At 64.3% G+C, this 14,398-nt stretch carries 13 protein-coding genes; 11 read left to right on the top strand and 2 right to left on the bottom strand.

The window, feature by feature from the left end:
* The first annotated feature begins 70 nt into the window (after positions 1 to 70).
* The 4 genes from KUO17_RS24145 (at position 71) to KUO17_RS24130 (ending at position 4,715) form a co-directional block, all read left to right on the top strand.
* The gene (locus KUO17_RS24145) at positions 71 to 706 is read left to right on the top strand and encodes an RluA family pseudouridine synthase (protein WP_217978087.1); all 636 of its coding nucleotides are present in this window, start codon (positions 71 to 73) and stop codon (positions 704 to 706) included.
* A gap of 160 nt (positions 707 to 866) precedes the next feature.
* Positions 867 to 2,156: a M18 family aminopeptidase gene (locus tag KUO17_RS24140; protein ID WP_163940415.1), complete on the top strand. Its 1,290-nt coding sequence runs from the start codon at positions 867 to 869 to the stop codon at positions 2,154 to 2,156.
* A gap of 181 nt (positions 2,157 to 2,337) precedes the next feature.
* Entirely contained in the window at positions 2,338 to 2,502 is a 165-nt protein-coding gene (locus KUO17_RS24135) for a hypothetical protein (RefSeq protein ID WP_178116273.1), read from the top strand.
* 47 nt (positions 2,503 to 2,549) lie between these two features.
* Complete coding sequence (locus tag KUO17_RS24130) at positions 2,550 to 4,715, top strand: mechanosensitive ion channel family protein (RefSeq protein ID WP_217978086.1); 2,166 nt, start codon at positions 2,550 to 2,552, stop codon at positions 4,713 to 4,715.
* Here KUO17_RS24130 and KUO17_RS24125 read toward each other — a convergent pair.
* Positions 4,712 to 5,425 carry a UTRA domain-containing protein gene (locus KUO17_RS24125; RefSeq protein ID WP_217978085.1) on the bottom strand — a complete coding sequence of 238 codons (714 nt, stop codon included), beginning with the start codon at positions 5,423 to 5,425 and terminating at the stop codon, positions 4,712 to 4,714. The genes KUO17_RS24130 and KUO17_RS24125 overlap by 4 nt on opposite strands.
* 335 nt (positions 5,426 to 5,760) lie before the next feature.
* Here KUO17_RS24125 and KUO17_RS24120 point away from each other — a divergent pair, with 335 nt between their 5' ends.
* From KUO17_RS24120 to KUO17_RS24095, 6 genes are all read left to right on the top strand, one after another.
* Positions 5,761 to 6,825 carry an ABC transporter substrate-binding protein gene (locus KUO17_RS24120; protein WP_217978084.1) on the top strand — a complete coding sequence of 355 codons (1,065 nt, stop codon included), beginning with the start codon at positions 5,761 to 5,763 and terminating at the stop codon, positions 6,823 to 6,825.
* 103 nt (positions 6,826 to 6,928) lie between these two features.
* Positions 6,929 to 7,735, top strand: coding sequence for an alkaline phosphatase family protein (locus tag KUO17_RS24115; protein WP_217978083.1), 807 nt, complete (start codon positions 6,929 to 6,931; stop codon positions 7,733 to 7,735).
* Positions 7,736 to 7,740: 5 nt separating this feature from the next.
* Positions 7,741 to 8,574 (top strand): ABC transporter permease, encoded by an 834-nt coding sequence (locus tag KUO17_RS24110; RefSeq protein WP_163940427.1) that lies wholly within the window; start codon positions 7,741 to 7,743, stop codon positions 8,572 to 8,574.
* Positions 8,561 to 9,358 carry an ABC transporter permease gene (locus KUO17_RS24105; protein ID WP_217978081.1) on the top strand — a complete coding sequence of 266 codons (798 nt, stop codon included), beginning with the start codon at positions 8,561 to 8,563 and terminating at the stop codon, positions 9,356 to 9,358. Before KUO17_RS24110 ends, KUO17_RS24105 begins: the two co-directional genes overlap by 14 nt.
* Before the next feature lies 1 nt (position 9,359).
* Entirely contained in the window at positions 9,360 to 10,349 is a 990-nt protein-coding gene (locus tag KUO17_RS24100; RefSeq protein WP_217978080.1) for an ABC transporter ATP-binding protein, read from the top strand.
* 24 nt (positions 10,350 to 10,373) lie between these two features.
* Positions 10,374 to 11,027, top strand: a complete 654-nt coding sequence (locus KUO17_RS24095) for an HAD family hydrolase (RefSeq protein ID WP_217978079.1) — start codon at positions 10,374 to 10,376, stop codon at positions 11,025 to 11,027.
* A 104-nt stretch (positions 11,028 to 11,131) separates the two neighbouring features.
* Here KUO17_RS24095 and KUO17_RS24090 read toward each other — a convergent pair whose 3' ends face one another.
* Positions 11,132 to 12,094: an NAD(P)H-quinone oxidoreductase gene (locus KUO17_RS24090; RefSeq protein WP_217978078.1), complete on the bottom strand. Its 963-nt coding sequence runs from the start codon at positions 12,092 to 12,094 to the stop codon at positions 11,132 to 11,134.
* A gap of 139 nt (positions 12,095 to 12,233) precedes the next feature.
* On the opposite strand from KUO17_RS24090, the gene KUO17_RS24085 reads away from it, so the two are divergent.
* A complete protein-coding gene (locus tag KUO17_RS24085; protein ID WP_217978077.1) occupies positions 12,234 to 14,315 on the top strand; it encodes a carboxy terminal-processing peptidase in 2,082 nt (693 codons plus the stop codon).
* Positions 14,316 to 14,398 lie beyond the last annotated feature (83 nt).

The following is a 14,398-nucleotide window of genomic DNA, read 5'->3' as shown; positions in this document are numbered from 1 at the left end:
GCGGCGGCCGGGCCCAGGCATCCAGTGCCTGGGCCCGGCCGCCGCCGTTGGCGTTTGCAGAGAACACGCAATGCCGCTGTCCAACGTTCACATCCTGCATGAGGATGCCGCCGTCCTGGTGGTCAACAAGCCGACCCTGCTGCTGTCCGTGCCTGGGCGCGCCGACGACAACAAGGATTGCCTGATCACTCGCCTGCAGGAAAACGGCTACCCCGACGCCCTGATCGTGCATCGCCTGGATTGGGAAACCTCGGGGATCATCCTGCTCGCCCGCGACGCCGACAGCCACCGCGAGCTGTCACGTCAGTTCCATGACCGCGAGACCGAGAAGGCTTATACCGCCCTGTGCTGGGGCCAGCCGGCGCTGGACAGCGGCAGCATCGACCTGCCACTGCGCTACGACCCGCCGACCAAGCCACGGCATGTGGTGGACCATGAGCAGGGCAAGCACGCGCTGACCTTCTGGCGCATCGTGGAGCGCTGTGGCGAGTATTGCCGCGTTGAGCTGACGCCGATCACCGGGCGCTCGCACCAGTTGCGCGTGCATATGCTGTCGATCGGGCATCCGCTGCTGGGCGACCGGTTGTATGCCTGTCCCGAGGCGCTGGCGGCGCATGAGCGGCTGTGCCTGCATGCGAGCATGCTGAGCTTCACCCACCCGGTGAGCGGGGAGCGCTTGCGCTTCGAGTGCCCGGCGCCGTTCTGAGGCACCGCAGCGCGCCCTTCGCTGGCAAGCCAGCTCCCACAGGGATTGCAGTGATCTTGAAATCCCCCTGCACCTGTGGGAGCTGGCTTGCCAGCGAAGGCCCCCACGCAAATCCGTGATCAATACGTTAAACTCGCGCCACTGCTGTCTGGAGTGACCTATGCGCGATGTACTGAACCAGGGCCTGATCGACTTTCTCAAGGCCTCCCCCACGCCGTTCCACGCCACCGCCAGCCTGTCCCAGCGCCTCGAGGCCGCCGGCTACCAGCGCCTGGATGAACGTGACAGCTGGGCCACCGTGCCCGGTGGCCGCTACTACCTGACCCGCAACGACTCCTCGATCATCGCCATCAAGCTCGGCCGTCATTCGCCGCTGCTCGACGGCATTCGCCTGGTCGGCGCCCACACCGACAGCCCGTGCCTGCGCGTCAAGCCACAGCCCGAATTGCAACGCCAGGGCTTCTGGCAACTGGGCGTGGAAGTCTACGGCGGCGCCCTGCTGGCCCCGTGGTTCGACCGCGACCTGTCCCTGGCCGGGCGCGTGACGTTCCGCCGCGACGGCAAGGTCGAAAGCCAGTTGATCGACTTCAAGCTGCCGATCGCGGTAATCCCGAACCTGGCCATCCACCTCAACCGTGGCGCCAACGAAGGCTGGGCGATCAACCCGCAAACCGAGCTGCCACCGATCCTGGCCCAGGTCGCCGGTGACGAACGCGTCGATTTCCGCGCCCTGCTCACCGAGCAACTGGCCCGCGAGCACGGGCTGAACGCCGACGTGGTGCTGGACTACGAGCTGAGCTTCTATGACACCCAGGACGCGGCCGTGATCGGCCTGCATGGCGACTTCATCGCCGGCGCGCGGCTGGACAACCTGCTGTCGTGCTACGCCGGGCTGCAGGCCCTGCTTGCGGCCGACAGCGACGAGACCTGCGTGCTGGTGTGCAACGACCACGAAGAGGTGGGTTCGAGTTCGGCGTGTGGCGCCGACGGCCCGATGCTGGAGCAGACCCTGCGTCGCCTGCTGCCCGACGGCGACGACTTCGTGCGGGCGATCCAGCGCTCGTTGCTGGTGTCGGCCGACAATGCCCATGGCGTGCACCCCAACTACGCCGACAAGCATGACGGCAACCACGGGCCCAAGCTCAATGCCGGGCCGGTGATCAAGGTCAACAACAACCAGCGCTACGCCACCAACAGCGAAACCGCCGGGTTCTTCCGGCACCTGTGCATGGCCGAGGAAGTACCGGTACAGAGTTTCGTGGTGCGCAGCGACATGGGCTGTGGCTCGACCATCGGCCCGATCACCGCCAGCCACCTGGGTGTGCGGACCGTGGACATCGGCTTGCCGACCTTCGCCATGCACTCGATCCGCGAGCTGTGCGGCAGCCAGGACCTGGCGCACCTGGTGAAGGTGCTGACCGCGTTCTACCTGAGCCGCGATCTGCCCTGAGCTTAAAAGCTTCGCTGGCAAGCCAGCTCCCACAGGGATTGCAGTGACCCTGGAGCCACTGCTGTACCTGTGGGAGCTGGCTTGCCAGCGAAGGGGCCGGCACTGACACTCATCAACCCGCGCGCAAACATTTAGCGCTATGCTCCCCCATAGCCATCCCTTCCGCATAAGGACCTTGCGCATGTCCGAGTTTCAGATGATGTTCCTCCCGGTGATCGCCGGGCTGATCCTGCTCACCGTCGGTTTCAGCATGCGCGAGCGCAACAGCGGCGTGCTGATGATGTGGATCGGCATGCTCGGCATCCTCGGTATCATGGTGTGGAAGATCCTCGAGAAACTCACCTGACAAATGCTCTACACTCGGGCGATTGAGTGTTTGAGGTTGATCGTCCGGTGCCTGCCTTCCTGCGTTGTCTTACCCTGCTGCTGTTGTTCCTCACGCCCCTCGGCCACGCCCACGCGGCCGGCCTGCCGGGCCTGCTCGGCGGCTCGAGCAAAGCCCAGCCCGAAGCCAGCGAACCCCTCGCGCAATCCCTCGACGAAGTCATCAAGAATCTCGAAAACGACCAGCAGCGCAGCAAGCTGCTGGCCGACCTGAAAAAGCTGCGTGACACCACCAGACAGGCCCAGCCAACCCCCGAACAAGGCGTGCTGGGCCTGATCGGCAGCACCTTCGGCGAGCTGGAGAAACAGTTCAGTGGCGACGCCAGCCCGTTCTCGCGCTGGTCGCGCGAGCTTGAACTGGCCCAGATCGAGCTTGGCGCACGCCTGGTGCCCGTGCAGGAATGGGCACCGATCCTGTTCGGCTTTGCCGCCATCATTGCGCTGTGGAGCCTGCTGGCCTACGCCCTGAACTGGCTGGGCCACCGCCTGCGCCTGCGCTTTGGCCTGACCGAGGAGCTGCCGCAGCACCCGCGCACCTGGGACCTGGTGCGCTTCGCCCTGCGCAAGCTCGGCCCGTGGCTGGTGGCCCTGATCATCACCGTGTACCTGAGCTTCGCCCTGCCCTCCTCGCTGGGCAAGTCGATGGCCATGGTGCTGGCCTATGCGCTGGTGGTCGGCACCTGCTTCTCGGCCATCTGCGTGATCGCCTTCTCGCTGCTCGAGGGCCCGCACCGCCATCGCGCCCTGTACATCCTGCGCCACCAGGCGTTTCGCCCGCTGTGGCTGATCGGCAGCTTCGCCGCCTTCGGCGAGGCGATGAACGACCCGCGCATGGCCGGCGCCCTGGGCGACCACCTGGCACATGCCCTGGCGACCCTGGCCAACATCCTCGCGGCGCTGTCGACCGGGTTGTTCATCCTGCGTTTTCGCCGCCCCATCGCCCACCTGATCCGCAACCAGCCGCTGTCGCGCCGCCTGACCCGCCGCGCGCTGAGTGACACCATCGAGATTCTCGGCAGCTTCTGGTACTTGCCGGCACTGGTGCTGGTGGGCATCTCACTGTTCGCCACGTTCATCTCCGCCGGCGACACCAGCACCGCCCTGCGCCAGTCGCTGATGTGCACGGTGCTGGTGGTGATCTGCATGGTGGTCAACGGCCTGGTACGCCGCCATGCACTCAAGCCCCGGCGCGCCAACCGCCGCCAGGCGGTGTATGCCGAGCGCCTCAAGAGCTTTGGCTACACCCTGGTGCACCTGGGTATCTGGCTGGTGTTCATCGAACTGGGCCTGCGTGTGTGGGGCTTCTCGCTGATCGGCTTCACCGAGGGCGAAGGGCATGAGGTGGCCGTGCGCCTGTTCGGCCTGGCCGGTACGCTGATCGCCGCCTGGCTGCTGTGGATCCTCAGCGACACGGCGGTGCACCATGCCCTCACCCGCTCGCGCAAGGGCCTGGCCAACGCCCGTGCACAGACCATGATGCCGCTGATCCGCAATGTGCTGTTCGTGGCCATCTTCATCATTGCGGTGATCGTCGCCCTGGCCAACATGGGCATGAACGTCACGCCGCTGCTGGCCGGTGCCGGCGTGATCGGCCTGGCCATCGGCTTTGGTGCGCAATCGCTGGTGGCCGACCTGATCACCGGCCTGTTCATCATCATCGAGGACTCGCTGGCGATCGACGACTACGTGGATGTGGGCGGCCACCTGGGCACGGTCGAGGGCCTGACCATCCGCACCGTGCGCCTGCGCGACATCGACGGCATCGTGCACACCATCCCGTTCAGCGAAATCAAGAGCATCAAGAACTACTCCCGCGAGTTCGGCTACGCGATCTTCCGTATCGCCATCCCCCACAGCATGAACATCGACCAGGCCATCAGCCTGATCCGAGACGTGGGCCAGAAGATGCGCAGCGACCCGCTGCAGCGGCGCAACATCTGGTCGCCGCTGGAGCTGCAAGGGGTCGAGAGCTTCGAGTCGGGCTCGGCGGTGCTGCGGGCGCGCTTCAAGACCGCGCCGATCAAGCAGTGGGAAGTGTCGCGTGCGTTCAACCTGGCACTCAAGCGCCAGCTCGACGAAGCCGGCCTGGACCTGGCCACCCCGCGCCTGTCGGTGCAGGTGGTAACGGCCGGGGGTGGCGCCGCACAGGATCAGCCTGCCAGCAGCAGCGCCTAACCGGCGTCGGCGTTGATGCAGATGGCGTCGTGGCGCCAGTATTCCAGATCACAGTCGATCAGCCGCCCGTGCTGGTCGCTGTTGACCCGCGTGATGTGCAGGCCGGGACTGCCGGCCGATACCTTCAACGCCATTGCGGCGGCCACGGGCAACGCGGTGGGCAGTATCTCGAAGCGTACCCGCCCGTAGGCGATACCGTAATGCAGCGCATACAGCTCGGTGAGCGACTGGTTCAGATCGAGCTCCAGCAACCCGGGAAAATACTCGGGGTTCAGGTAGTGCTCGGCGTACAGCACCGCACGCCCGTCGATGCGGCGTAACCGGCAGATCTGGATCACGCTCGAGAGCGCCGGCAGCAGCAGGCGGGCACAGATCGCTGCAGGCGCCGGTTGCAACCGGGCCGACAGCAACTGGGTACTGGGCTGACGCCCCTGGTCGCGCACCATCGCGTGAAAGTGGCTGCGTTCGATCAGGTCGTAGGTCAGGCGCTGCGGCGCCACGAACCAGCCGCGCCGCTCCTCGCGATAGATCAGCCCGCAGGCTTCCAGTTGCACCAGTGCCTCGCGCAGGGTGATGCGCGTGGTGTCGAACACCTCGCTGAGCTTGCGCTCGGCCGGCAGCTTGCAGCCGGGCGGCAACAAGCCATGTTCGATCTGCTCCTGCAGGGCATGACAGATGGCGGTTACCGCACGTGCAGGCAGTGGGCGCATCAAGGGTTACCTTTCTGGACTAGTCCAGCACCTGTGGTGGGCCAGAACGGCGCACCGACAACGCGCGGGTTAAAAACAAAAGCCTAGGCAATCCATGTGAACGGCACATGACAGGTCCGCCCAACGGTCGTCCCAGAGCCCCCGCCACAGGCGCTCAAGACGTTGCGGATCAAGCACTTGAATCTGGTCTACGCTGTATTTTCAGGGTCGGCGCAACGGCCTGACGACATGAAACTGTCATGCAATCGGCCTACTTTGGCTCAGGTATTGCTGACCTAGACCAACCGAACCGCAACCCCTCAGCGTTTTGCACGGCACCCACCAAGGAGCTTCGGATGAAACAGCTTTTCCTGGCCTCACTGTTAGGCACCAGTATTGCCCTGTGCACCTCGGCCATGGCCGCGGGCACCGACCTCAAGGCCCTCGAGGACGCCGCCCGCAAGGAAGGCACCGTCAACAGCGTGGGCATGCCCGATGCCTGGGCCAACTGGAAAGGCACCTGGGCGGACCTGGCCAGCAAGTACGGCCTCAAGCACATGGACACCGACATGAGCTCGGCCCAGGAAGTGGCCAAGTTCGATGCCGAGAAAGACAACGCCAGCGCCGATATCGGCGACGTAGGCGCAGCCTTCGGCCCCATCGCGGTGGCCAAGGGCGTTACCCAGCCGTACAAGCCCAGCACCTGGGACCAGGTACCCAGCTGGGCCAAGGATGCAGACGGCCACTGGGCCCTGGCCTACACCGGCACCATCGCCTTCATCATCAACAAGCAACTGGTGAAGGAAGCAGATATCCCCAGGACCTGGCATGACCTGGAAAAGGGCAAGTACAAGGTCGCCATCGGTGACGTCGGTACCGCCGCCCAGGCGGCCAACGGCGTGCTGGCTGCAGCCATTGCCTACAAGGGCGACGAGAAGAACATCGAGCCGGGCCTGCAGCTGTTCACCAAGCTGGCCCAGCAGAAGCGCCTGTCGCTGGCCAACCCGACCATCCAGACCCTTGAAAAAGGCGAGATCGAGGTCGGCGTGGTATGGGACTTCAACGGCCTGAGCTACCGCGAGCAGATCGATCCGAAGCGTTTCGAAGTGCTGATCCCGTCCGACGGCACGGTGATGTCGGGCTACACCACCATCATCAACAAATACGCCAGGCACCCGAATGCGGCCAAGCTGACCCGTGAGTACATCTTCAGCGATGCCGGGCAGACCAACCTGGCCATCGGTCATGCGCGGCCGATCCGTGCCGAGCACCTGAAACTGCCGGCGGACGTACAGGCCAAGCTGCTGCCCAACGAGCAGTACAAGGCGGCGCAGCCGATCAAGGATGCAGCGGCGTGGGAAGCCACCTCCAAGGCCCTGCCGCAGAAGTGGCAGGAGCAGGTCATCATCGAGATGGAGTGACCCCATTCGCTGGCAAGCCAGCTCCCACAGGGTGTTGTGATCCAAAGAACCCTGTGGGAGCTGGCTTGCCAGCGAAGAGGCCATCAAGAACACCGGAGCCCCCATGAACCACAACGTCATCCTGGTCGTGCTCGACGGCCTCAACTACCAGGTCGCCCACCACGCCATGGGCCACCTGCACGCCTATGTCGAAGCCGACCGCGCCGCCCTGTACCGCCTCGAATGCGAGCTGCCAGCGCTGTCGCGGCCGCTCTACGAATGCATCCTCACCGGCGTGCCGCCCATCGACAGCGGTATCGTGCACAACAACGTCACGCGCCTGTCCACCCAGCGCAGCATCTTCCACTACGCCCGCGAGGCCGGCCTGAGTACGGCCGCGGCGGCCTATCACTGGGTCAGCGAACTGTACAACCGCTCACCCTTCGAGCCACTGCGCGACCGCCATACCCATGCACCAGAACTGCCGATCCAGCACGGCCTGTTCTACTACGCCGACCACTACCCCGACTCGCACCTGTTTGCCGACGCCGAATACCTGCGCCGCAAGCACACCCCGAACTTCCTGCTGGTGCACCCGATGAACATCGACGACGCCGGCCACAGGCACGGCCTGGACAGCAGCCAGTACCGCAACAGCGCGCGCCACGCCGACATCCTGCTGGCCGACTACCTGAGCGGCTGGCTGCAGGCCGGTTGCCAGGTACTGATCACCGCCGACCACGGCATGAACAACGACCGCTCGCACAACGGCGTACTGCCCGAGGAGCGCGAGGTGCCGCTGTTCGTGTTCGGCGACGCGTTCAGCCTCGACCCGGCCGCCAAACCCTTGCAGACCGAGCTGTGCGGTACCGTCTGCGAGCTGCTCGGCATCCCTCACGACAAGCCGGTCTGCCGGGAGCTGCTCACGTGAATTCGATCACCCGTGGCAAATGGCTGGCGCTGTTGTGCCTGCTCCCCTTCGCGGTCTTCTTCATCATCTTCCAGATCGCCCCGCTGGCCTGGGTGGCGGTGCACAGCCTGCAAGCCGAGAGCGGCTGGGGCCTGGACAACTTCAGCAAGGTGTTCAGCTCCAGGTTCTACCGCCAGGCCATCCAGCACAGCCTCGAGATCAGCTTCTGGTCCAGCCTGTTCGGCATCCTCATCGCGATCCTGGGCAGCTACTCGCTGCGCAAGGTCGACTCGCGCCTGCGCGACTTCGTCAACGCCTTCGCCAACATGACCAGCAACTTTTCCGGGGTGCCGCTGGCGTTCGCCTTCATCATCCTGCTGGGCTTCAACGGCGCGCTGACGCTGCTGCTCAAGCAGGCCGGGATCATCGAGGACTTCAACCTCTACTCCAAGACCGGGTTGATCATCCTCTATACCTACTTCCAGATACCGCTGGGCGTACTGCTGCTGTACCCGGCCTTCGACGCGTTGCGCGAAGACTGGCGTGAGTCGGCGGCGCTGCTGGGGGCCAGCGCCTGGGACTACTGGCGCCTGATCGGCCTGCCGGTGCTGACCCCGGCGCTGCTGGGCACCTTCGTGATTCTGCTGGCCAACGCCCTGGGCGCCTACGCCACGGTGTACGCACTCACCACCGGCAATTTCAACGTGCTGCCGATCCGCATCGCCGCCCTGGTATCGGGTGACATTTCGCTGGACCCGAACCTGGCCAGTGCGCTGGCGATGATCCTGGTGGGGCTGATGACCCTGGTCACCCTGGTGCACCAATGGCTGTTGAAGAGGAGCTACCATGTCTCGCGCTGAATCGGCTTCGGCCAGCCTCTACCACCGCGTGGTGGTGTACGCACTGTTCGTGATCCTGTTGCTGCCGCTGGCCGGCACCCTGCTCTACTCGCTGTCCACCAGTTGGTCGGCGAGCCTGCTGCCCAGCGGGCTGACCTTCAAGTGGTACGTGGCGCTGTGGAGCGAGCCGCGCTTTCTGGCCGCTTTCGGCCAGTCGCTGCTGGTGTGCGTGGGCGCGCTGCTGCTGTCGGTGCTGCTGATCCTGCCGCTGCTGTTCGTGGTGCACTACCACTTCCCCAGGCTCGATGCGCTGATGAACATCCTGATCCTGCTGCCCTTCGCGGTGCCACCGGTGGTGTCCTCGGTGGGGCTGCTGCAGCTCTACGGGTCGGGGCCGATGGCGATGGTCGGCACGCCATGGATCCTGATCGGCTGCTACTTCACCGTGGCCCTGCCTTTCATGTACCGCGCCATCACCAACAACCTGCAGGCGATCAACCTGCGCGACCTGATGGACGCGGCTCAACTGCTCGGCGCCAACACCTGGCAGGCCGCGTTCCTGGTGGTGCTGCCCAACCTGCGCAAGGGCTTGATGGTGGCGTTGCTGCTGTCGTTCTCGTTCCTGTTCGGCGAGTTCGTGTTCGCCAACCTGCTGGTGGGCACCCGCTACGAGACCCTGCAGGTGTACCTGAACAACATGCGCAACAGCAGCGGCCACTTCAACAGCGCGCTGGTGATTTCCTATTTCCTCTTCGTACTGGTGCTGACCTGGGCAGCCAACCGCCTGAACAAGGACAAGACCTGATATGAGCTTCGTCAGTATCCAGAACCTGCAGAAAAGCTACGGCGCCAGCGCGGTGTTCAACGACATCAATTGCGAGATCGAGCGCGGTGAGTTCGTCACCCTGCTCGGCCCCTCGGGCTGCGGCAAGTCCACCCTGCTGCGCTGCATCGCCGGGCTCACCGCCGTGGACAGCGGCAAGATCCTGCTCGATGGCCACGACCTGGTGCCGCAAAGCCCGCAAAAACGCGGCATCGGCATGGTGTTCCAGAGCTATGCGCTGTTCCCCAACATGAGCGTCGAGCAGAACGTCGCCTTCGGCCTGCGCATGCAGAAGGTCAAGGGCGAAGACAGCCGCAACCGCGTGCTCGAAGCGCTGCGCATGGTCGAGCTGCAGGACTTTGCCGGCCGCTACCCGCACCAGCTGTCTGGTGGCCAGTGCCAGCGCGTGGCCCTGGCCCGCTCGCTGGTGACGCGGCCGCGCCTGTTGCTGCTGGACGAGCCGCTGTCGGCGCTGGATGCGCGCATTCGCAAGCACCTGCGCGAACAGATCCGCCAGATCCAGCGCGAGCTGGGCCTGACCACGATTTTCGTGACCCATGACCAGGAGGAAGCACTGACCATGTCGGACCGCATCTTCCTGATGAACCAGGGCCGCATCGTGCAGAGCGGCGATGCCGAGTCGCTCTACACTGCGCCCGTGGATGCGTTTGCCGCCGGCTTCATCGGCAACTACAACCTGCTCGATGCCGACAGCGCCAGCCGCCTGCTGCAGCGCCCTGTCAGCAGCCGCCTGGCGATTCGCCCCGAAGCCATCGCGCTGAGCCTGAACGGCGAACGCGAAGGCCTTGTGCGCAGCCACAGCCTGCTGGGCAACGTGATCCGCTACCGCATCGAGGCGCGTGGGGTGGAACTGGTGGTGGATGTGCTCAATCGTTCATCGGCCGATCTGCACGCGGACGGCGAGCGGGTATCCTTGTCCATCGATCCCACTGCCCTCTGCGAAGTCGCCTGAGGGCTGCACAGGAGTTTTGTTGAAATGGCTTTAGCGATATTCGATCTGGACGAGACCTTGATCCATGGCGACTGCGCCTCGCTGTGGAGCGAGCAGATGGTGCGCCTGGGCTGGGTCGACGGTGAGTCGTTCCTGCGCAACGACCGCGCGCTGATGGAGGCCTACGGCAAGGGGCAACTGGCGATGGAGGACTACATGGCGTTCAGCCTGGAGCCGCTGATCGGGCGCACGCCGGAGGAAGTCGATCACCTGGTCGGGCCGTGGGTGGAGGACTTCATCGAGCCGATCATCTTCAGCGAGGCGACTCGCACCATCGCCGCGCACCGCAAGGCGGGCGATCGGATTCTGGTGATCTCGGCCTCTGGCGTGCACCTGGTGGGGCCGATTGCCGAGCGACTGGGCATCGACGAATACCTGGGGATCGAGCTTGAGGTGGTCCAAGGGTTCTACACCGGCAAGACCGTGGGCACGCTGACCTACCGTGAAGGCAAGATCACGCGGTTGCTGGAGTGGCTGGACCAGGAAGAAGAGAATCTGGAAGGCGCGAGCTTCTATTCCGATTCACGCAACGATCTGCCGTTGCTGCTGAAGGTGGATCACCCGCATGTGGTCAATCCGGACCCGGTGTTGCGCGAGCAGGCCGAGAAGAGTGGCTGGCCGATTCTGCACTGGAGCTGAAAAAAAGCTTCGCTGGCAAGCCAGCTCCCACAGGTGCACCACTGCCCTTGAGAACAGTGGTGCACCTGTGGGAGCTGGCTTGCCAGCGAAGGGGCCCTCAAGCCTTATACAAGGCTTTCGTCGATCACCAGCACCAGCTTGCCCGACACCTGGTTGCCCGCAAGCTCGGCAAACGCCGCCTCGGCGTCCTTCACTGCATAGGTACCGACCAGTTGCGGCGTCAGCCGCCCCTCGGTGAACAACGGCCATACCTGCTGCCTCAGGTCACTGAGCAGGTCTGCCTTGAACTGATCATCGCGATTGCGCAGGGTGGAGCCTGTGAGCTGGATACGCTTGGCCAGCACCTGCGCCAGATCGAACTCGGCCTTGCGCCCGCCCATCAGGCCGATGATCACCCAACGCCCGTCGCGTGCCAGCAGCTTCAGGTTGAGCGCCGCATAGTTGGCCCCCACCGGATCCAGGATCACATCGAACGGGGCAAAATCGTTCAGCGCCTCCAGGTCGTCACCGCGCACCACACCCCCACTGGCACCCAGGCCCTGGCAATAGGCCAGGCGCTCGGCCGACCCTACGCTCACCCAACTCGGGCTGCCGAACGCCTTGCACAACTGGATCGCCGCCGACCCCACACCACTGGCACCGGCATGCAACAGCACCTTCTCGCCAGGCTTGAGGCCGCCCAGCTGGAACAGGTTGAGCCAGGCGGTGGCATACACCTCGGGGATTGCCGCCGCCTCGTGCAGGCTCAGGCCCTCGGGCACCGGCAGCACATGCCGCGCATCCACCACCGCCTCTTCGGCCATGCCGCCGCCGGCCAGCAGCGCGCAGACCCGATCACCCACCTGCCACGACGAGCCCGCACCCACTTCGCTGATCACGCCGGCGCACTCAAGGCCCAGAAACTCGCTGGCACCTGGCGGTGGCGGGTACAACCCGGCACGCTGCAACAGGTCGGCCCGATTGAGCCCGGCCGCCGCCACGCGAATGCGTACTTGACCTACATCGCAGGTTGGACTTGTCGTCGCAACCCACTCCACATGTCCGTCAACGCCTTGCAATGCCTTCACAGTGCCTCCATAGTTGAGTCATGACTGAGCCTGGATGCCTTGGCACCAGGCTTTTTGCATTATGCGTCCGGCTCCATGGAGCCGGCGAATTCAAAGACGGCCTAATATGCGTGATCAATTGCCCCTACGTCGAATCAGCATGAAGCAACTCCTGCCCAGCACTGCCCTGGCCCTGATGATCGGCCTTGGCACGCTGCCGCTGGCCGGCAACGCTTCGGCCGCCAACAGTTGGGACAAATTGCAGCCTGAGCGCGACGAAGTGGTCGCCAGCCTGAACGTGGTCGAGCTGCTCAAGCGCCACCACTACAGCAAGCCGCCGCTCAATGACGCGCGCTCGGTCATCATCTACGACAGCTACATCAAGCTGCTCGATCCTTCGCGCAGCTATTTCCTGGCCAGCGATATCGCCGAGTTCGACAAGTGGAAGACCCAGTTCGACGACTTCCTCAAGAGCGGCAACCTGGACCCGGGCTTCACCATCTACAAGCGCTACCTGGACCGCGTCAAGTCGCGCCTGGACTTCACCCTGGCCGAGTTGAACAAGGGCGTCGACAAGATCGACTTCACGGCCAGGGAGTCGCTGCTGGTCGATCGCAAGGACGCCCCCTGGCTGCAGAACGGCGCCGAGCTCGACGACCTGTGGCGCAAACGCGTCAAGGATGAAGTGTTGCGCCTGAAGATCGCCGGCAAAGAGCCCAAGGCCATCCAGGAGCTGCTGACCAAGCGCTACAAGAACCAGCTCGCGCGCCTGGACCAGACCCGCGCCGAAGACATCTTCCAGGCCTACATCAACACCTTTGCGCAGTCCTACGACCCGCACACCAACTACCTGTCGCCCGACAACGCCGAAAACTTCGACATCAACATGAGCCTGTCGCTCGAAGGCATCGGTGCGGTGCTGCAAAGCGACAACGACCAGGTCAAGATCGTACGCCTGGTGCCGGCTGGCCCCGCCGCCAAGACCAAGCAGGTAGCACCGGCCGACAAGATCGTCGGCGTGGCCCAGGGCGACAAGGAAATGGTCGACGTGATCGGCTGGCGCCTGGACGAAGTGGTCAAGCTGATCCGTGGCCCCAAGGGCTCGGTGGTGCGCCTGGAAGTCATCCCGGCCAGCAATGCGCCGAACGACCAGACCAGCAAGGTGGTGTCGATCACCCGCGAAGCGGTCAAGCTCGAAGAGCAGGCCGCCAAGAAGTCGGTGCTCAACCTCAAGCAGGACGGGCGTGACTACAAGCTGGGGATCATCGAGATCCCGGCCTTCTACCTCGACTTCAAGGCGTTCCGCGCCGGTGACCCGGAGTACAAGTCCACCACCCGTGACGTGAAGCGACTGCTCACCGAACTGCAGAAGGAAAAAGTCGACGGCGTGGTCATCGATCTGCGCAACAACGGCGGCGGTTCGCTGCAGGAAGCCACCGAGCTCACCAGCCTGTTCATCGACAAGGGCCCGACCGTGCTGGTGCGCAACGCCGACGGGCGTGTCGACGTGCTCGAAGACGAAAACACCGGCGCGTTCTACAAAGGGCCGCTGGCCTTGCTGGTCAACCGCCTGTCGGCCTCGGCCTCGGAGATTTTTGCCGGTGCCATGCAGGACTATCACCGCGGCCTGATCATCGGTGGCCAGACCTTCGGCAAAGGCACCGTGCAGACCATCCAGCCCCTTAACCATGGCGAGCTGAAACTGACCCTGGCCAAGTTCTACCGGGTATCCGGCCAGAGCACCCAGCACCAGGGCGTGCTGCCGGATATCGACTACCCGTCGATCATCGACACCAAGGAAATCGGCGAGAGCGCCCTGCCCGAAGCGATGCCGTGGGATACCATTCGTCCTGCGATCAAGCCGGCCAGCGACCCGTTCAAACCCTTCCTCGCGCAGCTCAAGGCACGTCATGAAAGCCGCAGTGCCAAGGACCCGGAGTTCGTCTACATTCGCGACCGCCTGGCCCTGACCCAGAAGCTGATGAACGAGAAGACCGTCAGCCTCAACGAGGTCGAGCGCCGCGCCCGCCATGCCGATATCGAAGGCAAGCAACTGGCCTTGGAAAACATCCGTCGCAAGGCCAAGGGCGAAGAGCCGCTCAAGGAACTGAAGAAGGAAGACGAAGACGCGCTGCCGGTCGAGCCGGACGATACCAAGCCGGAAGACGATGCGTACCTGGCCGAAACCGGGCGTATCCTGCTGGACTACCTGGGCTTGAATTCGGCGGTGGCCAAGCACTGAGGCAGTAGTGGCAAAATAGTGTGACTGCGACCCCGCCAGGTCATCAAACAGTCATCATTCTGTCGTGAAATAAGGGACTGGGC

Origin of the sequence: Pseudomonas aegrilactucae, from assembly GCF_019168305.1 — a bacterium.
Lineage (GTDB): Bacteria > Pseudomonadota > Gammaproteobacteria > Pseudomonadales > Pseudomonadaceae > Aquipseudomonas > Aquipseudomonas aegrilactucae.
Note: the sequence above shows the minus strand (reverse complement) of the source record. Positions and strands in the feature narration are given on the sequence as shown.